This window comes from Sulfurovum zhangzhouensis, assembly GCF_030347965.1.
Lineage (GTDB): Bacteria > Campylobacterota > Campylobacteria > Campylobacterales > Sulfurovaceae > Sulfurovum > Sulfurovum zhangzhouensis.
The window spans coordinates 231,885-253,136 of sequence record NZ_JAQIBD010000001.1 but is presented as its reverse complement, the minus strand read 5'-3'; the positions used below and the strand labels follow the sequence as shown (position 1 = coordinate 253,136).

20 protein-coding genes are annotated in these 21,252 nt (G+C 36.5%); 7 read left to right on the top strand and 13 right to left on the bottom strand.

Going from position 1 to position 21,252, the window contains the following annotated elements; translation table 11 throughout:
* Nucleotide 1 precedes the first annotated feature (1 nt).
* Together PGH07_RS01305 and PGH07_RS01300 are read left to right on the top strand one after the other, a co-directional pair.
* Nucleotides 2-262 carry a hypothetical protein gene (locus PGH07_RS01305; RefSeq protein ID WP_289412085.1) on the top strand — a complete coding sequence of 87 codons (261 nt, stop codon included), beginning with the start codon at nucleotides 2-4 and terminating at the stop codon, nucleotides 260-262.
* Complete coding sequence (locus PGH07_RS01300; protein ID WP_289412084.1) at nucleotides 259-687, top strand: ArsC/Spx/MgsR family protein; 429 nt, start codon at nucleotides 259-261, stop codon at nucleotides 685-687. Before PGH07_RS01305 ends, PGH07_RS01300 begins: the two co-directional genes overlap by 4 nt.
* On the opposite strand, the gene PGH07_RS01295 is transcribed toward PGH07_RS01300, so the two are convergent.
* From PGH07_RS01295 to PGH07_RS01285, 3 genes are all read right to left on the bottom strand, one after another.
* The gene (locus tag PGH07_RS01295; RefSeq protein ID WP_289412083.1) at nucleotides 640-939 is read right to left on the bottom strand and encodes a hypothetical protein; all 300 of its coding nucleotides are present in this window, start codon (nucleotides 937-939) and stop codon (nucleotides 640-642) included. The two genes, PGH07_RS01300 and PGH07_RS01295, sit on opposite strands and share 48 nt — an antisense overlap.
* 80 nt (nucleotides 940-1,019) lie before the next feature.
* On the bottom strand, nucleotides 1,020-3,008 hold the full coding sequence (locus tag PGH07_RS01290; protein WP_289412082.1) for a ribonucleotide reductase barrel domain-containing protein: 1,989 nt from the start codon (nucleotides 3,006-3,008) through the stop codon (nucleotides 1,020-1,022).
* Between the two features lie 9 nt (nucleotides 3,009-3,017).
* Nucleotides 3,018-3,530: a DJ-1/PfpI/YhbO family deglycase/protease gene (locus tag PGH07_RS01285; protein ID WP_289412081.1), complete on the bottom strand. Its 513-nt coding sequence runs from the start codon at nucleotides 3,528-3,530 to the stop codon at nucleotides 3,018-3,020.
* A 130-nt stretch (nucleotides 3,531-3,660) separates the two neighbouring features.
* On the opposite strand from PGH07_RS01285, the gene dtd reads away from it, so the two are divergent.
* A complete protein-coding gene (dtd, locus tag PGH07_RS01280; RefSeq protein ID WP_289412080.1) occupies nucleotides 3,661-4,110 on the top strand; it encodes a D-aminoacyl-tRNA deacylase in 450 nt (149 codons plus the stop codon).
* A gap of 168 nt (nucleotides 4,111-4,278) precedes the next feature.
* Here dtd and PGH07_RS01275 read toward each other — a convergent pair whose 3' ends face one another.
* From PGH07_RS01275 to PGH07_RS01240, 8 genes are all read right to left on the bottom strand, one after another.
* Nucleotides 4,279-4,569: a hypothetical protein gene (locus PGH07_RS01275; RefSeq protein ID WP_289412079.1), complete on the bottom strand. Its 291-nt coding sequence runs from the start codon at nucleotides 4,567-4,569 to the stop codon at nucleotides 4,279-4,281.
* A 24-nt stretch (nucleotides 4,570-4,593) separates the two neighbouring features.
* Nucleotides 4,594-5,196, bottom strand: a complete 603-nt coding sequence (locus PGH07_RS01270; RefSeq protein ID WP_289412078.1) for a hypothetical protein — start codon at nucleotides 5,194-5,196, stop codon at nucleotides 4,594-4,596.
* 467 nt (nucleotides 5,197-5,663) lie between these two features.
* Nucleotides 5,664-6,332, bottom strand: coding sequence for a DUF998 domain-containing protein (locus PGH07_RS01265; protein ID WP_289412077.1), 669 nt, complete (start codon nucleotides 6,330-6,332; stop codon nucleotides 5,664-5,666).
* 25 nt (nucleotides 6,333-6,357) lie between these two features.
* On the bottom strand, nucleotides 6,358-7,332 hold the full coding sequence (locus PGH07_RS01260; protein ID WP_289412076.1) for an endonuclease/exonuclease/phosphatase family protein: 975 nt from the start codon (nucleotides 7,330-7,332) through the stop codon (nucleotides 6,358-6,360).
* A 246-nt stretch (nucleotides 7,333-7,578) separates the two neighbouring features.
* The gene (locus tag PGH07_RS01255; protein ID WP_289412075.1) at nucleotides 7,579-10,665 is read right to left on the bottom strand and encodes an efflux RND transporter permease subunit; all 3,087 of its coding nucleotides are present in this window, start codon (nucleotides 10,663-10,665) and stop codon (nucleotides 7,579-7,581) included.
* Nucleotides 10,666-10,669: 4 nt separating this feature from the next.
* Nucleotides 10,670-11,758, bottom strand: a complete 1,089-nt coding sequence (locus PGH07_RS01250; RefSeq protein ID WP_289412074.1) for an efflux RND transporter periplasmic adaptor subunit — start codon at nucleotides 11,756-11,758, stop codon at nucleotides 10,670-10,672.
* Nucleotides 11,755-13,032 (bottom strand): TolC family protein, encoded by a 1,278-nt coding sequence (locus PGH07_RS01245; protein ID WP_289412073.1) that lies wholly within the window; start codon nucleotides 13,030-13,032, stop codon nucleotides 11,755-11,757. Before PGH07_RS01245 ends, PGH07_RS01250 begins: the two co-directional genes overlap by 4 nt.
* Before the next feature lie 56 nt (nucleotides 13,033-13,088).
* Complete coding sequence (locus PGH07_RS01240; RefSeq protein ID WP_289412072.1) at nucleotides 13,089-13,238, bottom strand: hypothetical protein; 150 nt, start codon at nucleotides 13,236-13,238, stop codon at nucleotides 13,089-13,091.
* A 493-nt stretch (nucleotides 13,239-13,731) separates the two neighbouring features.
* Here PGH07_RS01240 and PGH07_RS01235 point away from each other — a divergent pair, with 493 nt between their 5' ends.
* Nucleotides 13,732-14,808 (top strand): tyrosine-type recombinase/integrase, encoded by a 1,077-nt coding sequence (locus tag PGH07_RS01235; protein ID WP_289412071.1) that lies wholly within the window; start codon nucleotides 13,732-13,734, stop codon nucleotides 14,806-14,808.
* Between the two features lie 329 nt (nucleotides 14,809-15,137).
* Complete coding sequence (locus tag PGH07_RS01230; RefSeq protein ID WP_289412070.1) at nucleotides 15,138-15,407, top strand: hypothetical protein; 270 nt, start codon at nucleotides 15,138-15,140, stop codon at nucleotides 15,405-15,407.
* 184 nt (nucleotides 15,408-15,591) lie between these two features.
* On the opposite strand, the gene PGH07_RS01225 is transcribed toward PGH07_RS01230, so the two are convergent.
* Nucleotides 15,592-16,374: a hypothetical protein gene (locus tag PGH07_RS01225; RefSeq protein WP_289412069.1), complete on the bottom strand. Its 783-nt coding sequence runs from the start codon at nucleotides 16,372-16,374 to the stop codon at nucleotides 15,592-15,594.
* A gap of 80 nt (nucleotides 16,375-16,454) precedes the next feature.
* Nucleotides 16,455-16,649, bottom strand: coding sequence for a MerR family transcriptional regulator (locus PGH07_RS01220; RefSeq protein WP_289412068.1), 195 nt, complete (start codon nucleotides 16,647-16,649; stop codon nucleotides 16,455-16,457).
* A gap of 437 nt (nucleotides 16,650-17,086) precedes the next feature.
* Here PGH07_RS01220 and PGH07_RS01215 point away from each other — a divergent pair, with 437 nt between their 5' ends.
* Both PGH07_RS01215 and PGH07_RS01210 read left to right on the top strand, forming a co-directional pair.
* Nucleotides 17,087-19,807, top strand: coding sequence for a type I restriction-modification system subunit M (locus tag PGH07_RS01215; protein WP_289412067.1), 2,721 nt, complete (start codon nucleotides 17,087-17,089; stop codon nucleotides 19,805-19,807).
* Nucleotides 19,798-21,228 (top strand): restriction endonuclease subunit S, encoded by a 1,431-nt coding sequence (locus PGH07_RS01210; RefSeq protein ID WP_289412066.1) that lies wholly within the window; start codon nucleotides 19,798-19,800, stop codon nucleotides 21,226-21,228. Before PGH07_RS01215 ends, PGH07_RS01210 begins: the two co-directional genes overlap by 10 nt.
* Nucleotides 21,229-21,252: the final 24 nt, after the last annotated feature.

The following is a 21,252-nucleotide window of genomic DNA, read 5'->3' as shown; positions in this document are numbered from 1 at the left end:
GATGTTGGATCCACATGACAAAACTCAAGTAATACGCAGTGTAATGAAAGCAATCTATAATCTCAGTGATGAAGAGAACTACAGTGTCTATGATGCAGAGGATATCTCAGCCTACCTTGGGCTAAGACGCAAGATCGTAGATGAAGCGATAGCACTACTGTGGGATGCAGGGTGTCTGGCTGAGTGTATGACTCTTGATGATGACGGTGCGACTACCTATTGTCTCACAGATAAAGCACTTGACCTGGTAGAGATGGGATGAAGCTGATTATCTTTTACGAAAAACCGGGATGTATTACGAATAATAAACAGAAAAGCAGTTTGCGTAATGCAGGGTGCATGGTGATCGGCCGTAGTCTGCTTGATCATCAGATGAGCCATGAAGAACTCTATACCTATCTGGAAAAAAGGCCGGTAAAGGAGTGGTTCAATCCCAACGCACCTGCAGTAAAAAACGGGGAGATAGATCCAAACAGTTATACCGAAGAAGAGGCTCTGGATCTACTCTTTCACCACCCTATATTGATACGGCGTCCTTTGATTAGTGTTGATGGTCGTAGAATGTGTGGATTTGACAAATCTGTAATAGAAGGCATTTTAGAGCTGAGCCTAGAGATCAATAGAGTAGAGGAATGTACTTCAGATACTGCATGCCCGCCGCCAGTATCCTCTGCCTCCTCTAAGTGAGATACACTCTTTACCCGGGAATCGTTTTTGATACTCTTCGAGTCTCTCCATAGTCGTTTTCCCCGTATCACAGTAAAAGACCAAGACCGTACCTTCAGGATAAGACTGAAGTTCATAAGGGTTATAGAGTACTGTGTCCATACCGTCTATAGGTACATTGACCGTATCTACCAGGATCGTTTGAATACCGTTTTCTTCATTGTGCTTTTTATGTATCAGATACTCTTCTTGCGTCCACTCTTTTTTATTCATCTCAGACTCTATTTTTATAGAAGAATATGCATATTCCATTCTGGTAAGCAGTAGTATTTTATACTAGGAGTGGAAGTTTATTAGAGATAACAGATGTCATCGGTGCAAAATCTCAATTCTACACCGTCACTGCCGCTGAAACTGTTCCAATCGATCTTTTGAAGCTCGGACAAACGTTTTTCATACTCCTCTTTCGTGATACCTTCATACGGCATCTGTTTGTAAGCACCTATCTTTGTATGAGGGAGCATGGAAACAGATTTGATGAGGGGAGCAAACTGTGCAAGCATATGTTCGATCTGTTCTCCTTCCTCTTTGGGATCGAAGTAGATCGTACAACTGACCATATTATCACTCCACTCACGTTGCAGCATAGCCAGTAAAGAGAATTGTTCCCAAGCAGATACAGAGGAGGCTTTTCTTGTCTTGCCCTGATAGATAGGAAATTCAAATACAGTGGTATTTTTACTATATAGATCCTCCTCATAAGGAACACCTGCTGCTTTGAGCACTTTAGATATCACGGAGGTAGTTCCAACACGCATCCGCCTAATCGCATATCGAAAGGTAGGGAAATGCATACCTGAACTGACTCCGACTAGCTGACTGATCGTACCTGAAGGTTTAACCGTCGTTACCCTGATCGAATCAGGGATACCTGCCTTGGCTGCCAGTGCCTGGTTTGTAGATACGACAAGTTTGTAGCCTTTGCGCAATCTGCGTGTCAATTCTGTTGCACCCAGTGTATCAAGCATATCTGCTATACCGGAAAGACTGACACCGATTCGACGGTTTCTTACAATGATCGCATTTGATTCGGAGCGGTGTGTCGGAAGCAGGGCAACGGTTGAAGCATAAAAAGTGGCAAACTCCAACGCTTCGTAGAACTCCTCTTCATTGTTACAGCGGGCCGGAAATACCTCGGCAAGATTACAGAGCTCAAAACTCTCTAACGGGATCTCGGAACAGGGATTGGTCAGCCATGCTTTATCTTCTGAGTGTTCACCATAACGGCCGTATCTTTGCACATTGATCAGGTTCATGATGCCTGGCTCACCATTGTCACGTATATGTTTTGCGATCAACGGTAATTGTTTGAAATCCTCTGTTTTCTCCAATACTACTGTATTGTTGGACATCCACCCGATCTGTGCACGCTCAGGGTACTTGGTGTAATCTTTGAGTTCAAGAAATGTTTTGTCATCTATACTCCCTAGAGCTATCTGTGCACTTCTGCGTACATTGCCTGCTACTACACAAGCACCGATCTCATTCATGATATCAACGATACATCGTGTCTTATCTATCGCCCCATGATAAAAGCTGTCCATGGTGTTTTCCATACGCTTATGCAGTTCTTTGAGAGGTGACGGTCCTGATGCCGTACCCCCAAAACCACGGATAGGGGAGCCCTCAGGACGGATCTTGGAGTAGTCAAATACAAACCACTCTTTTCCTTTGGTATAACTCTCTATAAGAAGGCGTACAGAGCTTACCCAGCCCTCCCTGCTATCGGGAATAGTATAGGATAAAGGTTTTGTTTTGTCGGGCATAACCACATTTTCACCCTTCCATGCAGTGTTAAACCCGACACCCACACCACACATCAGCATATCCATCGTCCAGTCTGCAGCCAGAGAAAGATCTGTTGTATCCACTGCACCGCAGTTGTTGAGCGCAGCAGCCCCGCGTTCATAGATATACTCAGTACCCATGATCCACAGACCACGACCCGGCGGAAGCCATTTCATATCAAACATGGTTAAAGCAAGATTTTTGGCATAAGGCTGCCATGCGCTATCATCCCATGCAAGTTTGTTGACGACATAATGGTTTTTACGGATAGACATTACCCCATTGATCGCACGTATGACCGTATCTGCCCAATGCTCCTGAGAACCATCTGCTTTCATACGGCTGTAGGTACGATAGTAGGTAGCCTCACCAAATCCTCCAAAACCAAAATGTGTTTTTTTCGCATAAAGCGCATTGCAAAACGATGTTTCAAGCGCGAAGCGTTCTTTGACTATTGTGTGTGAAAAGGCACTATTTTGCTTTTTAGAGTTCACATGACCCCTTTATGTAGAGAGCTTCCGTAAACACTTTTTGATTGCCCCGACAAAGTCATCAAGGTCTGAAGGGTCTCGTGAAGTGATGAGGTTTCTATCTATGACTACACTTTCATCTTTGTAGATCGCACCGGCTTCAAGAAGTTCATCTTTTATGCTTTTGTATCCCGTTGCCTCGATATCATCCATTAATCCTGCCGAGATGAGTATCTGTGGTCCGTGACATATCGCTGCTACAGGTTTATCATGAGCAAAAAAGTATCGGGCAATCTCTAAGGCTTTGGGGTCCTTACGCAGTGCTGCAGGTGCTTTGCCACCGGGAAGGATCAGGATAGCATAGCGCTTGGGGTTTACATCATCCAGACTGACCGTTGCCTCAAGGCGCAGTCCATGTTTGCCAGTGATACATCCCTTTTGAAAAGAAGCGATATCTATGTCCAAACCAGCTTTCAAAAGTGCATGGAAAGGCACATTAAGTTCGGAATCTTCAAAAAGATCTGCACTGATGATTAGAGCTCTCATTTTCATCTCCTCTCTACAGTATCTTGTTTAGAGTATAACATAATATAATGTTTGAAGATAGATTTAATGTAACTATAGGCTTAGTCAGACTATATTTTTAAAAGTATTTATAATTTTGCAAGGTGTTAGTATGTTATGCGTGATTCAAAGAGTTAGCAGTTCTAGTGTATCTGTAGAGGGAAAATTGATCGGTGAGATTGGAGAAGGGCTCAATATCCTTCTTGGTGTCAAAAAAGGAGATACCGCTAATGATATAAAAAAACTGGTCAATAAGATAGTAAATCTACGCATTTTTAAAGACGAAAACAACAAAATGAATTTATCTTTGTTTGATATCGAAGGCGAAGCTTTGATCATCTCACAGTTCACACTGGCTGGAAATCTAAAAAAAGGAAGAAGACCGAGTTTTGAAGAAAGCGAAAGTCCGGAAATCGCAAAAAATCTTTATGAAGAGTTTATCACCCAAATGTCCGATTATGGTATCAAAACACAATCAGGCGAATTTGGTGCGATGATGGATGTAACGATACATAATGACGGTCCGGTAACTTTCATTCTGGACTCTAAGGAATTGTCTTGAGCTTATTAATTTTATTGATGTTTACATACGGTTAGTGTAAGTCATATAAACTTCTAACATAGCAACCAAGAAATGATTAAACAAGTTTCATGTTAACTCCTCCCTTTTCAACAACCACCCCCCCCTTGAATTGGTTGCTACACTAAAACACGATCATGTCCATTCATTTTATGATATAAAATCGATACTATCTGATTTAATAAGATTTAAATCCTCATCATCCAATTTTTCATGGCTATAAACAAAGCAGCAAGGTTTCTCTTTGATCTCTTTGTGGACTTCCCAAAACCTGTTCATATCCTCTACGATGTAAACTTTTTCTGCACGTAAAGATTTGAGAGGTAAACCGATGAGACCATGTGATAAGGTAATGGTTATAAGCTCCATCATTTCACTGTTGACCGTGATAGGACCGTTGCCTTTTAAGAGTACAACTTTGGGATAGTTTTTAACTTGCATGGTATTCCTTTGAGCTATGAATTTTTACTTTTTAAATCCGGTAAGTTGCAGGGTATGTTTCGTTGCACGTGCTACGATACTTTCTTCGGGACGGAAAAGTGCATTTGAAAATTTTTTGACCGATGTATATATGTCGTCAAAATCGTGTTTTGGAAAACCGCTTTGAAGAACTATCTTATCCATAGAGAGAGAAGCTAGAACTTCCTCATCGAAACTGTCGATATTTTCAGCGCCTAAAGCGACAAAAAAGTTTTCAAGCGATTCATAGGCATGTGTAGCATTTAATATAATGCCTTGTTCCTTACGCTCTTTCAAGAGTGCAACAGTTTCATCATCTATGATCGATTCGTCTATAAATAACGGTTTATCAAGCTGCGGAAGATCTTGCAGCTGTGAAGCTGACTCGATACGATAACCGATACAGTTTGCATCGATTTCATCTTTGAAACTTAACGGGATGGCATAAAAGAGTGCACTGTACTCTTCTGCATCCTCTTTTGCTTTTTCAAGTTCATTTTCATTTTTGGGCTGTAAAAAAAACATCTGGATCATCGTATCTTCAATGATCTCATCAATCTCATCTAAAAAATCCTCTGTCGTATATTCCACATTGACGTCTATCGTCATTCTTTTCCTTCATAAGTTAATTTACTTGTGAGATGCAAATATTGTTCTGTACCAAAGTAGATAGTATGACCATACTATTAATGTTCAGCATATAGACTGGAAATTGCATGTACATCTTAAGAAGGTTTTTTATAAACCACTTCATAAAGTTGGAATTACAAAGGAGCAGTTATGGGTAGCTATTTATTAAGTAAAGTGTCAAAGACTGTATCGACCAATAAATATCTTCTATTATTGAAGCAACATTCAAAAGTGCATTCTATTGCTTGGTTGGGAAGAGATTGTTAGGAAGAGTATTACGCAATGACTTCATATCGCTCCTAAACTGAGGTTGGGCGTGGATAGTGGACTGTGTTGTATGAGATGCTCTGTATGGATTACCAAATAAAAAGTAGGAACAATAAAAAGAGATCTCACTTGTTCCACCTCGGGAGAGGGGGAACGTGAGATGTTGTTTCTCTTATTCATTATTGCTTTATTGATTCTTTACTAAATAAGGAAAGTGAAAATCTTTCATTTTTTGTAGTAACTAATGGTAGTGTCATACTTGCAAGCAACCAAGCAATCCCAAAAGCTATCAATGCAGATGCTTCACAATAATAAGTAAGTCGTTCGATATATCCACTGAGAGCATCATCAAGTAAAAAATCTATAAACATTATCATCATTGCAGCGATCATCACAACGCCGCATAAAGCATATACCACTGCTCTTATTTTTGCTTGAAAATGTCCTTTCTTATAGGCATCCCGAAGAAAAATAAAACAAAAAATAGCCAATATGGAAAACATGACAACCGCTGATATATAGTGAACCCCAGGTATGAGTTCCGTATGTGTTTTACATTTGCATGGGAACATTGCCACGCCAATGGCGGCAAATGATGCTATCTTACTCAACACCATTTGTGGAGCTGATTTTCCGTTGTATGCAAGTAAAAATGCAGAGATGGCAAAAAGAAATCCTACAAATATATTTCGTGACCATTCACCTTCATGATAAGAGGCACTGATTGACTGTAAGGGTACTTCTGTAAATGCATTTGTTAAAGCAGCTAGCGAAAGAGCGATAAATCCAACTATGAATTTGATCGTATGGTAATTTATCTCGGGAAAACTTGGATTTTTGAGGTACATTTGAACTCCTTTATTTTAACTATGTTTAAAGATTCAGATCAATCCATGCCGGATCATGGTCACTTCCATCTCCACCATGTGTAGTACGACGATCAATCGTAGGATTTACAAATCGATCGGCAAGTGCTTGACTTACCCATATTTGGTCAAAAAGTTCATATTGAGGTAAATCTGGACGTGGAGGAATAAATCTATGGGTCCAAGCTGACGTTTGTGGTCCAGGCCCATGTCCGGGAGTTTCAGCTTTCGGGGGACGTGTCTCTGCAGGATTTGCAAGAGCGTTAACCAGTGGTAGATCATCAACTGTGAGCATTGGTGATAAAAATTCAGAATAGGGTGGATCATTCATATCACCAGTGAGTATAAATCGACTATTTGGTCTTTCCATTTTGCTAATAATTTGAGATATTATCTCGGCTTGTTGCTTTCGTCGATTATTCGCATTTTTTGCTCCTTCAATTGGATCTTGATCATGAGGCACAAAATGGCTTTTCAAGTGGGTATTGTATAGTGTAAAGAGTTTCTCTCTATTATGATCGAGAATCTCGACTTGAAGTAGATCGCGACCAAAAACTCTTTTATGAGGGCTATCTGGGTGAATGGCAGTTTGGTGAGAGACTATTGTACCGATTGGTAATTTTGACATCACCGCAACATCGATAAGCCGTGGGTCATTTCCCTCAACCAATGCGATATAAGGGTATAGATCATGTAGATACTCCTTATTGAATTGTTTAAGGATCTCAATATGTTCTACTTCCTGTACTGCAAGTACATCGGCGTTCATTACATCAGTAATACGTCTAGCTATTTTGACAGTATCGACCACACTTTTTGAATGAACCAGGCGTCCCATAAATGTCCGAACACTAAATTCATTTTGTTCAAATGTTAGTTCAATCCCACCTGCTTCACCGTTGGGTATTTCATCAATATTTGCTTGAAAATTAAATCTAGAAAAGAGATTGTTTAAATTAAATGTTCCTACTCTGATAATCATCGTATGCCCCCTTCTTCCCATTTGAGGTATTTACCAGTATAACAAAAATTTTGATATTTTAATACCACAACTTGGATTTTCGAATTCTATGAAATTAAAATAGTACAGTCCGGAAATACCAAAAAGATTAGCTACGAGTATAGATTAAGAGGGAATGGAGGTATTGCTTGAGATTGAAAAGTTTTGGTAATCCTGTTTTATGTATGCTTTCCATATCGGGAGATATGGAACGAGAGAGAAAAGAATTTAATTTGTGTGAACTTTTATATCTTTCTTATTCTTGTCAAAGCTGTATGCGAACATTGGCAGATAGATCAATGTCAAGAAAGTCCCTATAATGACCCCGCCTATAGCAACATCAGCCAAAGGAGAAAGCCGTTCCAGTCCCACTGCCTGTTCGAGTGCGATAGGAATCATTCCTGCAATAGTTCCAAAAGTTGTCATCATAACCGGTCTGAAACGTATTTTGATGCTCTCCAATGCGCTTTCAAATGGATTTTCTTTTTCCCGATATTTTTGGTAAAAATCCGTGATAATAATCGTGTTGTTGATCACAATGCCAAATAGAAGCAATATGCCGAGCAAACTTGGCAAAGAGCTTGGTTTGTCAAATAAAAGCATGCCCCATGAAGCACCAATTATCGAAAGAGGCAGAATAAAGATCATGGTCAGAGCAAGTCTAACAGAACGGAAGATCACGATCATGAGCAAGGTATCAAGAATGACGCCAATAACAATTGCTTTTAACATACGTCCTGTACTGTCATGTATTTCTGCGATATCTCCTTCTTGAGAGATGATATTCCCCGAACTGTTTAGCTCTTTGAGCTTTTTATCCGCATCTTCAGTGATAATGGAAATCGGGCGTTTGGATCTATATGCATTGACATCAATACTGTAAAGCATTTGATTGCGCTCGATCTTTGCTTGTGTTAATCCGTATTGTATGTCTGCAACTGTACTAAGCGGGATCTCACCGTTTTTGGTTTGAATCGGCATCATTCTTAAACTTTCTATGCTTTTTCCAAAAGGATTATCCAGATAGAGTTTAAGTGCCTGGGAATTCATTGATGCAAGGTTCCCTTCCAGAGAAATAATTTGCTCTTTTATTGGAATCTGCATAGCGATACTCAGAGGGGTCAAGCCATAGGAGAGCGCTTTGTTTGTATCTATTTTAACTTGGGCTTCACTGAAGTCACTGTTCCAGCTTTTGGAAATACTTGTCAATCCCTGAATATCTTTGATCTTGTTAATGACCTTGTCTGCCATTTCAGGTAAGTCTTTATAGTCCGAAGACTTGATACGTATATCCAGCGGCGCTTTAATGCTCGAGATGGCAGTGGCTCCAAAATCAAAAACATCCGCATCTTTAAGTCCATTGATCTGATGCAGTTGGTCTCGCAACTCCTCTTCGATCTCCCAAATCGTTTTTTTTCGATCGAAGCGGTTGGTATAGTTTATGGTGATCGTTGCTTCACTTGGCAGATTTCCACTGCCCAGTGAGAGAACACCCGCTTCGCTCCCAAATGAGACGGAGCTCATCTTAACCTCTTTTTGCTCATGCAGCCATTTTAAAAACGGCATTAATTTTTTGCCGGCTTCTTCTACTGTGTCATTACTGCTGAATTTGACATTGATCTTAACGATCCCTGTATCCATAGGAGGCATCACATCGCGGCCAATGACGGGCATAATATTCTTTACGCTTAGTGCGAGAATGATCAAAATACCCAAAGTTAGAAGTATCTTTCTCATTGCGGAGCGTTTTCCGTTGGAAAATTTCAAAATACCCAAATAGGGGGTAATAAATCTGCCGATACTTTTGGCATAAAGGTTTTCAAAAAAGAGTTCTATTCTATTTTTATTTGTTGAACCGTTACGGTATAAAATACGTGCCATATGCGGCAGGAAAGTCACAGAAAGTATATACGAAACCAGTAGGGCAATAAGCAGAGTGCTTATGAGCGGACGAGCAATGTGTTCTGGAAATCCCCCTACGAACAACAGGGGGAAAAGGAGGACTGATGTGGAAAGTGTTCCGGCAAAATCCGGAAGCAGCACCTCTTTTGTTCCTTCAATGGCGGCAGTATCCGGATCTTTGCCTAATTTGCTGATATGCCGTTCAATATTTTCAATAATGACAACCGCATCATCAATGAGAAGTCCCAGTGAAAGAATGATGCCTGTATAAACTGTAATATTCAGCTCTCCTCCAAAAAGCCAGATGATAGACAAAGTACCAAAAAAAACAATAGGTATGGAAAGTCCCACGGCAATAACTGCACGGAAATTGCCTAGAAAAAACATAAGGACGATAAGCGTATAGATAACCGCATCTCTCAGGGCTTCGAGCATATTTTTGTTGGAAGTTTCTATGAGGTCACGCTGTGTATCGGATATCTTAAAATCTATATTACTGTAAATCGTTTGAAGCTGTGCGATCTCTTTTCTTGCAGCATTGGAAACATCAACTACCGAGCCTCCGGGGGCGCGCTGAATCGCAAGTGCAATACCCTCGTTACCGTTACCGATATAGCCCGAAAAACGTTTTTCGTATTCCCAGTTTACTTTAGCTATGTCCTCCAACTGCAGGTTGGGTTTGATAAAAAGATTTTTCAGTGTCGAGATTTGATTTTGTTCTCCATAAAAAGTGAGCGTAAAAAACCCGTTCTTGCTTTTGGAAAATCCGATTGGAATATCTTTATTGATTGCCGAGATAGTTTGTGCAAGGGTATTGAGGTCTACTTTATAATGTGTTGCTTTAACAGGGTCGACATCAATAGTGATGGCGCTTTTGTAACCGCCAAATACTTCAACGTTTCCAATAGCGGGGTTGCTAAGAAGTGCAGGTTTAATAAAACTGTCCGCTATTTTTCTGATATCCCCCAGACTGAGCGCATTGGTTTTTGATGTCAGGGTGATGACGTCAACAGGAAGGGTAAAAGCGCCTGTCGTATAGATTGCGGGTGAAGCATTAACGGGCAATTTTCCTTTTACTATGGAAAGTGCATTGTTCACATCTACCGCTGCTGCATTCAGTCCTTTAACATACTCAAACTCAGCTTTTACTATTGAAAAGTTTGCCATATTTGTTGAAGAAATATTTCTAATATTGGCAAGTCGTGCAAGCTCTTCTTCAATCGGTTTTGAGACGGTACTGGTAATAACCTGTGCTGTGGCTCCGGGCATCTGTGTGACGACGATAACGGTTGGGCGCTCCACATCGGGAAAGAGATTTTTCGGCATCGTAATGAGGCCGTAGATCCCTAGAACAATAAGGGTTACCACAGTGCTGTAGATGAAGTACGGACGACGATGGAAAAACTCAAACATTTCTCTATTCTCCTCTAATTCGAAGCGGTACGCCACTCAAGAGTTTTAGCAATATATCCGGTTGCGCGACAACAATCTCCTCTCCCTCTTTTAGCCCTTTGACCACTACTCCTTCTTCTCCTCTTGCTATAATATTGACAGCAACAGGCGCAGCATGTTCCCCTTTGATAACGAAGCAGTACGTTTTCCCTTCTTTTTCCAATAGCGCATTTAATGGTACTTTGATGCCTTCTGCATGATAAGTGGTCACAGAGACAGTTACTCTCTCACCCCTAGCGCGTGAAGTATTGAGATCGGCCCTATATTCATTCAAGCCGTTAAAAGTACTTTTCATAGGTATAAGAGGGTATATTTTGTTCTTGTACTTTATCTCGTGGGAAGATATATTGCCTGAGAATCGCACCAAAAGGTATTTGCCTGATTCACTCTCCACAGTAATAAGTGGTTTGCCGGGAGCTGCAATATCCCCTATATTGGCGTTACATTCAGATGCAACCCCATTAATCGGACTCTTTAAAATCGTATAGCTTAATGCGTTATCTATCTGGGAAATATTTAAATTGAGAATCTCGATTTGGTTTTTTAGGCTTTGGAGTGCCGCTTCTATATCGGAGATAGAGCTGGATTCTTTATCGAACTGCTCTATGGAAGCTCCTTTTACTTTTAAGAGCGCTTTGGTTCTTTCATGAGAGGATAACGCTGTATCAAGCAGTATTTTTTTTGCCATGATATCTGCTTGCGTTGATGCAATTTGAAGTTTAAGTGCGCTTTTTTTGTCATTAAGCTCATCAGAATCCAATTGGATCAGGATATCTCCTTTTTTTACCGGACTTCCACATTTAACCATCTCAAGGATTCTAGAAGATGTGCGGGATGAAAGTACAACATCCTTATCGCTCTGTACTATTGCAAGATAGGGAAGACTCAACGAAACCATAGCATTTCTGACGGGTTGGCTTGAGACAATCACGGCATACGATTTCATGGCAGGTTCATTAACAAGCTCTGATCTCTTGGTATACAGTTTTGATACAGCGATCACAAGCAGGATACCTACGGTCATAACTATAATTATTTTTGATTTTGTTGTCATTTAACTATCTCCCCAAGATCATTTCCGTAGATCACGGCAAGTTGTGCAATATCTTGCCACTGTTTTGCATGAATATTATAAAGGTTGGCTTTCGAGTTGGCAAGCGCATCTTCATAACGGAGGTACTCTTCTTGTGTAATGCGCTCGTTTTCATAGGAAACTTTGGCGATTTTTAAGAGTTCCTTCTGATCTGAAACGCTTTTTTTTGCCAGGGTAATAGATTTTTTCAAAAGTATGATTTCTCTTTGAAGTTGTTTTGCCTGGACTTCTAAAGCGTGTTGTGTCTGATTTAAATTAGTTTTTTCTTTTAGATAATCTACCTTTGCCTGCTCAATGGCCGTATTTTTTGAGGCATCAAAAAGCGGCATGGTAAGATAAATGCCTAAAGTACCGTATTGTTCAGAGATAGGCTTGTCGTTATTGTAGGCGTCTGCTTGAGAATAGGTATAACTTCCTTTTGTTACTATACTGGGGATAAACGCCTCTTTTGTCGCCTGTATCCCTTTTTGCTTAGCTTCAACATTTTTTTTCAAAGGCTTCAAAGCCATTATTTCATCTGTTATGACAGACCTTCGAAGCGTTAGGGGAACAGAATGTTTCAAATATATTCCGGTAAGTGTTTCAATCTTTGAGCTGATCAAATTGATGTTTTGATCAATGTTGTTTATCGCGATATCCACATCATTAATGTTGCTTTCAAGGATAAAATCCGCACTTTGAGGCGCTCGTCCCTCTTTTATTTCCAATCTGGTACGGATCTGTGTTTGAGTAATTGAGTGTTTTTTTGCCTTTAAAGCATCTTTGAGTGATTCAAGGTACTTTAACTGTGCTACAGAACCGACAACAATGGCTTCTCTTTGTATCAGGTTAAGTTTTTTCTTCTCTTTTGCCGAAAGATTTAAAAGTTCTGCTTTCTCCTCAAGGGTATAGACGGATTTTATAAATAACGGCCAGGTGAAATTGACACCTTCACGTGCAATGCCTTTACTGAATGGTTGTCCTATGTTCGGGTCTTGAACCATTTCTGTCAGTTTATTTGGGACAACTATAACCAGTGCTGTGGGGGTGTTGGATATCTCATAGCCGCCGTATATATTGACTGTAGGCATCAGTTGATCGCTGACGGATTCTTTGTTAAGTTTACTTTTTTCAATTTCTAGGTTATCTAACTGACTTTCAGGTCTGTGCTGTAACGCGAGAAGAAGTGAGGTGATTGATGCAGCATTGAGAAAAAGAGGAATACTCAAAGCGATCAGTAAACTTTTTTTTAACATATTAATGCCTTTATGTAGTGTGGATGTGAAATATAATCAATTTTAATAGATTTGGTCTATTCACTTTGTTTTCCTACATTATCGATCATCATTGTATCATTATGTTTTTTGATCATTTTGCTACAACTTTCAATCATTTGCGCTACAGTCGTTCCTAACCTTGCTGTTTCAGCTAATATAGTTAAAATAATTTTTATTAATTTCATTTTGAATCTTCCCTTTTATTGAAGTATGATTATATAGTTTAGCTTATATAGTTTATGAATTGGTTTACGTATAAGATATGACTGTAAAAAAAGATATTCAAATATTATATAAAAAAAATAGGATTGTAAATCATTTAGTTTTGTATTAAATATTGTTGTTCTTATTTAAAATATGAGTTTTCTAAAGAGAATTGAAGTTCATGATTTTTTGAGTCCCCTCTGAAGTACCCCCGCAATAAACAATACAATAAATAATTGTGGGATAAAAGGCTTGAAATAACGTGATATAGGGATTTGTGGGTGGTTGGTCCTCGGGGGCTCGAACCACGGACCACTCGGTTATGAGCCTAATACTCCTAGTTTTCTTAAGGTTCCGAATAGTTGATTTAGTCCCTAAAATAGGGACTTTTGTTTTCTTGTTAATTTCTTTTGATGTATAATAATTCCAAAATACATGGGACCTAGACATGGGACCCATTAATTGGATCATTATATGGGTATTAACAAAAAAGAATTTGTACATAAAGTAGACACTGGGCTAAAAGCTGATAATGCTTACCGTAAATTTTTTTTCAGATGTATTGTGGAAGGCAAAGAGTATTCAAAACTTTTTGATTATAGTGATAAGGGTTGGGATAAGAGAACTAGAGTTTCACAAGCTAAAACGGATGCAAAAAGTTTTCGGGATAAAAAGATAAATCCTGTAACCGAGATTAATGAAAATATAAAATTGGATGAGTTTATTAGCGAGTTTTTCAAATATGCTCCTGAGACAACCTGGAAACAAACCAAAATAAACCATTACAATAACTACATCGAGCCACATCTGGGTAAGAAAAAAGTGCAAGCTATCAAACAGATGCATATCAAAGAGTGTATCAAAAAGCAAGAAGAATTAGGGTTAAAGCCTCGCACCATAAAAACTACACTTGAAGTACTGAATCCTGTATTTAAAGAGGCCATGGTAAATAGGTTGATAGATTTTAATCCGTGTGATGGTATTACTATCAAAATACCAAAGACTAAGAAAATCGTTGTTGGTGCAAGTGAGCAGCTGCTGGAAATTTTCAATGCGATTCAAAAGGTGTTCGAAGATGACCCCTTTTATCAAAGTTTATACTTTTTTGCTTTGCAAGGTAGAAGAAAGTCGGAGATATTAGGACTAAAGTGGCAAAACATCGATTTTGACAAGGGGACGTATCTGATCGAAGATACAAAAAATGGTGAACACCAGATGTTTGTTCTCCCAAATTACATCTCTGAGTTATTGAAAAGTTTCAATAGTCCTATAGGCTATGTCTATGAGTCGCGCATCAATAAAGAAGAACCGATATCAAATATAGAAAAACAGACTAAGAAGATCAAAAAAATACTTCCAAATTTCACACTTCATTATATGCGTAATGTTGTTGTCTCTGCTATGGCAGAGCAGGGGGTTAGCGCCACATTAATGAGTGGTGCTCTTGGCCACAATAATACCAATACATTGAGTAAATACCTAAGCTTGAACTACGGTAAAGGTTCACGTGAAGCAATTAAAGTGATCGAAAAAATTATTCAAAAGAAGTAAATATCATTGCCTTTATGAAGGGGGTACACGTTTTTCTTTTTTTCATGTTATACTCCGGCTTGTACTGGATAGACCCCAAAGGATTGACAGTATATATTACTTTGCTACAGTACATAATTATAGAGCATGAAATGGAAGGGGCTATATAGCTAATAAGTAATATCTTGTCAGAATGGAAAAGGTTAACTTAAACCTTAATTTACAGTACAGCCATATCTAATGGCGGTGAATAATAATGCAGCAATATTTTAATATTGTGAAGAAGAATTAAGGTACTACACTAGCGTGTACCTAATAAGATTGGCTCAAATACTGACTAAGTTTTAGCTATGAGCACAGAACTTATAGCAGCATTAGAAAATTTAAGGCTGGTCATTAGTGCCAGCAGCAAAAACCTGTTAACTCTGGAAGAAACTCATAGGTTTTTTGGCCCAGGATGGGGTACCAGCAACCTGAGAAAGTATCTAATTATTCCAGGCGAACAGGAAAAACCAGAAAAGGAGGGACTTGAATATGGTAAACATTATTATCATGATGGAGATCGGTTTTATGTTTTCAAGGACGAATTTGAAAAGTTCCTTCTTGCAAGAAGGAAATAGTAGTCAGTATATTAATTGAGCTGTAATAAATAATGCTCTAAAGAATGATGTCCCATTTGCTGGGGCATCTAAAAATGTAAAATCAGCTATTGGCATAGGTTTTATGTTGTTTGTAAAGTCTCTAAAGCCTGAGATAGCGGCATGTAAAATCAGCTATCGGCATTATCCCCCCCCCTCATTAAGATCAATTAACATTCTTGAGATAGTTGGCAATAGTTTGCCTTGTTTTCCCCATTTTTTTAGCAAGTAATTTGATATTAGGCGTGCCATTACTTTTAGTATATTTTGGATCCTGCAATAATGTTTTGAGTATATGTATATTTGTATTTTTTGCCTTTTGTACTTGTTTTGCTCTGACTGCTCCTCCTTTTTTGTATGCATTCTTAAGTTCAACGCCTTTTAAGACACTGGGATTTTGTATACTAATGAATTGTATACATCGTATCACTTTGGCATATAATTTTCTGTGACTATATCTTTGCGTACCCGTAAACTTATTATTGAAATCGATTGCTATTCCCAGTAATAATTCTTTGTATAAAATGTCTTTTTTATATAGTTTTGTGGCTATCATACATAGATTTCTATATACACTTTTCTTTTCTGACGGATATAAAGGCGTGGGGTACACTATACGTTTTGCATCAAACATATCCGAGAGATACTTTAAATCGTACACCACTACATTTATTAAACTCTTATCTTCTACAAAGTACTCGTCTATCCACTTGATATCACATTTTATTCGTGCTTGAATAGCATGCTTGATAGATGCAATCCATCGAAACTGCTTTGCACTTGTAATATAGCTGTCAAGGGTATAGATCAGTACTTTTTTTTGAGTAGTACCACCATCAGCATATTCGTATGATTCTATTGAAGGAGTTGGAAGCATTCTATAAACCCTCTCATAATCATATTCACTGATAGTGAAACCAATAAAGTACTTGTTTAGTTTTTCGTACACAAGTCGGTCTTTGATTATTGTGCAAAAAGTGATATACTATTGTTGCTACACAGTTAGTGCTTCACTTCTTGTGGAAGCACTCAGTTATCCTGAATGCTTATCTCATTGTTTTCGAGTATTTTGTCGATTTTTTCTCTGTCATACCATACGTAGTTACCTTTTTTTGAGTAGGGTATTTCTTTTTTATGCCTCCATTGGTTTTGAGTTTTTATTGGTACGCCATACAGTGCTTCAAAGTCATCAGGTCTGATCCACTTTTTTTCGTTTGGTTTCATGGTTTTTCCTTTCTTTTTGTTTGCTTCCAGTTTTATTTTTGCACAAAATTTTTCTTAAAACAAGTGCATTTTTTATCGATATTTTGGGCTTTAGGAGGGTATTGGAGCCTTATGGAATATTATGGAGTTTTATGGAATCTATAAAAAGATAGAGTATAAAAGAAAACAAATATATGATATTTCCAGTGTGTTTCTATTGGTTACATTTACTTTCTATAATGCGTTTATTTTATATATGCTGATAGCTAATTTAACATTTTAATTTTTAATTTTTATTTTTGCATGTTGATTAAATTTTAAAGGGCATAGAGTTAAGTGGATAATAGTTAGAATATCAATTACATTAATTCTAATTATATGTAGGGGAAGAGTACAAAATGGTAGTTACATTCCCTGGCATATTGTATTAGATAAATCAGTACAGGAATTTATTTACTATGACATGGCAAGAAAGAATTGAAGATAAGCTTCAAAACCAAAAGAATAAAGTTACTTCGATAAATATTGATAGAAAAGAGATTGCTTATAATGAAAAGATTAAACTTCATAGACAAATAGAAACTATCACAGGTGACGAAGAAATCACGAGAGCCTTTTTAATTGACAGACTTATTAATGAACTTGACTACCCGGCTGAATTAATTGAACTAGAAAAAGAATATAATATTGGTCGTCCGAAAGTTCAAAAGGCGAGAATTGATGTAATTGTCAAAGATAAAGACAATAAACCTTTTTTCTTTATAGAAGTAAAAGCCCCTGATAAGTATGAGAGTGACAAAGAATATATTGAAGGGCAGCTTTACCAACTTGCTAAATTGGAGCCTCTTAAACCCAAATATTTAGTTTATTATACTACGGAGGAAAATGAGGATCATATACATGATAGGTTAATTATCATAGATTATGAAAAATATCCAGACTACAATGATTGGGTTAATGACGGTTTGGTGTCCGTTGGAAGTGAACTAACAGCAGGGTATGATAAACCAAAGAAACAAGCATATATAAAAGGTCATGATAAACACGATTTAAAAACAAAAATCAAAAAACAAGAGATCGAAGCACTTGCGAAAAATTTACATAATGTACTTTGGGGTGGTGGTGGAACAACCGATAGTGAGATATTTTATTCTCTAGTAAATATCATTTTGGCAAAACTTCAAGATGAATCTGAAAGAGAAGATAATGAAGAATATCATTTTCAAATCCATCAGTATGGTGAAAATACCGAAAATTTAAATCGTATTTTTGATAGAGTAAATGAACTTTACCGTAGAGCCTTACAAGAAAAACTTAATATCACAGATGAAACAAAAATAGCAAAAGCTTATGTAATCAATGAAGAAAAATTTCCGTTGAATAAACTTGTATATTGTGTTTCACAACTAGAGCCTTATTCTTTTTATGATGGTAGAAACTCCATTGATGGTAAAGATATATTAGGTGATTTTTTTGAATCGATTACAAGAGACGGTTTCAAACAAACAAAAGGGCAGTTTTTTACTCCTACTCCAGTAGTAAATTTTATACTCTATGCACTGCATCTTGATAGCTATGCTATTGATAGGCTTAATAATGATAGAGAATTACCTTACATTATTGATCCAAGTGCTGGAAGTGCAACATATCTTGTAGAAGCTATGAAAGTTATAACTAAGGAGCTTAAATACAAACAAAGAGATAAATTAAAAGCAAATCGCCAAACAAAAGATTTAATTGAAGATTTATTTGGTAAAGACAAAGAAAAACATAAAGAAAATAAATGGGCCAAAGAATATCTTTATGGTGCAGATATTAACTTTGATCTAGGAATCGCTTCAAAAGTCAATATGATACTTCATGGAGATGGTTCGACTAATATTTTTGTTAAAGATGGTCTTTTGCCTTTTAGATTTTATACAAAAGATACTGCGCCAAATCATCTATCAAAAAATGAGCCAGATGATCTTTATAGCGATAAAGATGTAAATGGTAATTTTGATGTAGTGATCTCAAATCCGCCTTTTAGTGTTGATTTGGATACCGAAACAAAAAGATTTTTGCCAAATAATTTTTTGTTCGGAGATAAAAAGAACTCTGAAAATTTGTTTATCGAAAGATGGTATCAGCTTTTAAAAGAAAATGGACGAGTTGGAGTTGTACTACCTGAAAGTGTGTTTGATACAACAGAAAACAAATATATTAGGCTTTTTATTTTTAAGTATTTTAAAGTTAAAGCGGTTGTGAGTTTACCTCAGGTAACTTTTGAACCTTATACTTCCACAAAAACATCACTTCTGTTTATGCAAAAAAAGACAAAAGAAGAGATAGCTAAATGGAATAAACTGTGGGATAGCTATGGAAGTGAATGGAATAATCTAAAAACAAGAGTTTTAAACCTTTCTGATGTATATTTAAAGGGCAAAGATAGAAAAAAACTACCATCAATTAAAGACTTAAATGAAAAAGAAGAGTTAGTAATTTTATATAGAATTTTAAAAGACTATTTTGGAGAAGAAGATAAGCATTTAACCCCCGAAGAATTAATAAGAAAGTATCAAAATGAACTTGGTGAGCTTTGCAAGTTTGATAAAGATACTACTGATGTGTTTGGATTTTATAACCCTTGGTGGGTATTTGGTGAAGTAGCTAAAGAAATGGACTATGATATTTTCATGGCAGAAGCTGAAAACGTTGGATATAAACGTACAAAAAGAGGTGAAAAATCTATGCCAAATGATTTGTTTGATATTGAATTTGCACCTTATAAGTTAGAACTTGATGCTATAGAAAGATATTATGATGAACTCATTGCGAGGGATAATCATCTTTTAATAGAACTTTGTAATGAAAGGGATGAACTTCAAAAAAAGATAGACATAAAAACAAATAAAACACTTGAAAGGAAATTTGTAACAGTATGTCAAGATATTGATAAAGTTGAAAAAAGACTAAAAGCCTTGGATGATGAAAAAAAAGAGGGGCTAGAGATTCATAACACTTATTATCAAAATAATAATGAAATCAAAGATGAATATTTTGATAGAACCGATGAAATACTTATCAATCATTTTAAAAACGGTATGATGCAAAGATGGGCTTCAAGTGATATTTTACTTAGAAAAAATCAAGAAGTTAAAATTTTAGATAGCATTAGAAAGAGTGTAAAATGGGATTGAGCAAAGCAGTAAAATTTAGTAATTTTGCACTTGATCCAAAATTAGGACTGAAAGATTATTCTGTTTTGCATATAAAAAATGGTATTTATCTTAAAAATGTACTTTTAAATAAAAATGTTGAAACAGATATAAAATCAGGTCGTACTCCATCTAAATTTAACGAAGATTATTGGAATGGGGAATATGACTTTTTTACAATGCAAGATATAGATAACTCAACTTATATTTTAAATAATAAGTCTTCAGAACAGATAACAGATTATGCAATCGATAATGAGAAAACTTTATATATGGTCCCCAGAAACTCTTTAATTGTTTCAAATGCCATGACTATAGGTCTTGCATTTATTACACAAAGAGATATTTTTATAAATCAAAATGTTTTTCATATTAATTTAGATGATGATTTGGTAAATAAAATATTTTTAAAATGGTATTTTAATTTAGTTTTTAGACCAAAATTTAAAAAATTGTTTGCTTCAAAATATTTATCAAAAGATGAATTTGGAAGATTACTAATTCCAAATATTCCTTTAGATATTCAAATTCACTTAGTTGAAAAAATAGTACCAATTGAACAAGAGATACAAAATCTTAAATCTCAAAAAAAAGAGCATTTAGAGATAATTAATGAAGTTTTTGCAGAAGAATATAAATATTCTAAAAACCTTTGGAAAGAATTTGGCAAAGGTATGACTGCAGGAACTCAGAAATCATATGATAAAACTTTTAGAATTTATACAATGCCATTTTCTCAAATGAATGAAAGTAATATTTTTAGATTTTCATCAAGATTTCATAATCCGTTAACAAGGAAAATTGAAAAAATTTTTCATTCTAAAAATACAATTAAACTTAAAACTATTTTAGAACAAGATATAAAAAGAGGTGTTAGTCCTAAATATGATGAAAATGGTGATATACCGGTTGTGAAAACAGGACAATTAAAAAATGGAAATATAGATTTAATTGATTGTGAATTCGTAAATGAAGATTTCTTTACTTTAAAAGAAAAAGCCCAGATTAAAGAAAATGATATTTTGATTGCTTCTACAGGAAAAGTTTCTTTGGGAAAGATCGATATTAATGAACAAGACGAACAGGATTTAATTGCAGATGGGCATGTTTCAATTGTTAGAGTAAACAATAATTATAATCCACTTTTTCTAACTTATTTTTTAAGAAGTCTTTTAGGGACCTATCAGATAGAAAGAGATTATACTGGAGCAACTAATCAGATAGAACTTTATGTAAATGAGATAAAAAACTTTTATATTCCTGACTTTACTTTAAAAAAACAACACAAAATAGCTGAACAAATTAAATTTCAAATCGATGCCCAAAAAATGATAGATGAACAAATTAAGCAAAAACAAAAAGAGATAAGTGACATTGTTTATTCTGTGATTGAAGAAAGTTAGTAAATTAATCTATTTAGGAATTTA

Bases quoted from the DNA above. Each gene is read 5' to 3' on its own strand.
- PGH07_RS01305 (WP_289412085.1), top strand. From the start codon at position 2: ATGTTGGATCCACATGACAAAACTCAAGTAATACGCAGTGTAATGAAA.
- PGH07_RS01300 (WP_289412084.1), top strand. From the start codon at position 259: ATGAAGCTGATTATCTTTTACGAAAAACCGGGATGTATTACGAATAAT.
- PGH07_RS01295 (WP_289412083.1), bottom strand. From the start codon at position 939: ATGAATAAAAAAGAGTGGACGCAAGAAGAGTATCTGATACATAAAAAG.
- PGH07_RS01285 (WP_289412081.1), bottom strand. From the start codon at position 3,530: ATGAGAGCTCTAATCATCAGTGCAGATCTTTTTGAAGATTCCGAACTT.
- dtd (WP_289412080.1), top strand. From the start codon at position 3,661: ATGTTATGCGTGATTCAAAGAGTTAGCAGTTCTAGTGTATCTGTAGAG.
- PGH07_RS01275 (WP_289412079.1), bottom strand. From the start codon at position 4,569: ATGCAAGTTAAAAACTATCCCAAAGTTGTACTCTTAAAAGGCAACGGT.
- PGH07_RS01270 (WP_289412078.1), bottom strand. From the start codon at position 5,196: ATGACGATAGACGTCAATGTGGAATATACGACAGAGGATTTTTTAGAT.
- PGH07_RS01265 (WP_289412077.1), bottom strand. From the start codon at position 6,332: ATGTACCTCAAAAATCCAAGTTTTCCCGAGATAAATTACCATACGATC.
- PGH07_RS01260 (WP_289412076.1), bottom strand. From the start codon at position 7,332: ATGATTATCAGAGTAGGAACATTTAATTTAAACAATCTCTTTTCTAGA.
- PGH07_RS01255 (WP_289412075.1), bottom strand. From the start codon at position 10,665: ATGTTTGAGTTTTTCCATCGTCGTCCGTACTTCATCTACAGCACTGTG.
- PGH07_RS01250 (WP_289412074.1), bottom strand. From the start codon at position 11,758: ATGACAACAAAATCAAAAATAATTATAGTTATGACCGTAGGTATCCTG.
- PGH07_RS01245 (WP_289412073.1), bottom strand. From the start codon at position 13,032: ATGTTAAAAAAAAGTTTACTGATCGCTTTGAGTATTCCTCTTTTTCTC.
- PGH07_RS01240 (WP_289412072.1), bottom strand. From the start codon at position 13,238: ATGAAATTAATAAAAATTATTTTAACTATATTAGCTGAAACAGCAAGG.
- PGH07_RS01235 (WP_289412071.1), top strand. From the start codon at position 13,732: ATGGGTATTAACAAAAAAGAATTTGTACATAAAGTAGACACTGGGCTA.
- PGH07_RS01230 (WP_289412070.1), top strand. From the start codon at position 15,138: ATGAGCACAGAACTTATAGCAGCATTAGAAAATTTAAGGCTGGTCATT.
- PGH07_RS01220 (WP_289412068.1), bottom strand. From the start codon at position 16,649: ATGAAACCAAACGAAAAAAAGTGGATCAGACCTGATGACTTTGAAGCA.
- PGH07_RS01215 (WP_289412067.1), top strand. From the start codon at position 17,087: ATGACATGGCAAGAAAGAATTGAAGATAAGCTTCAAAACCAAAAGAAT.
- PGH07_RS01210 (WP_289412066.1), top strand. From the start codon at position 19,798: ATGGGATTGAGCAAAGCAGTAAAATTTAGTAATTTTGCACTTGATCCA.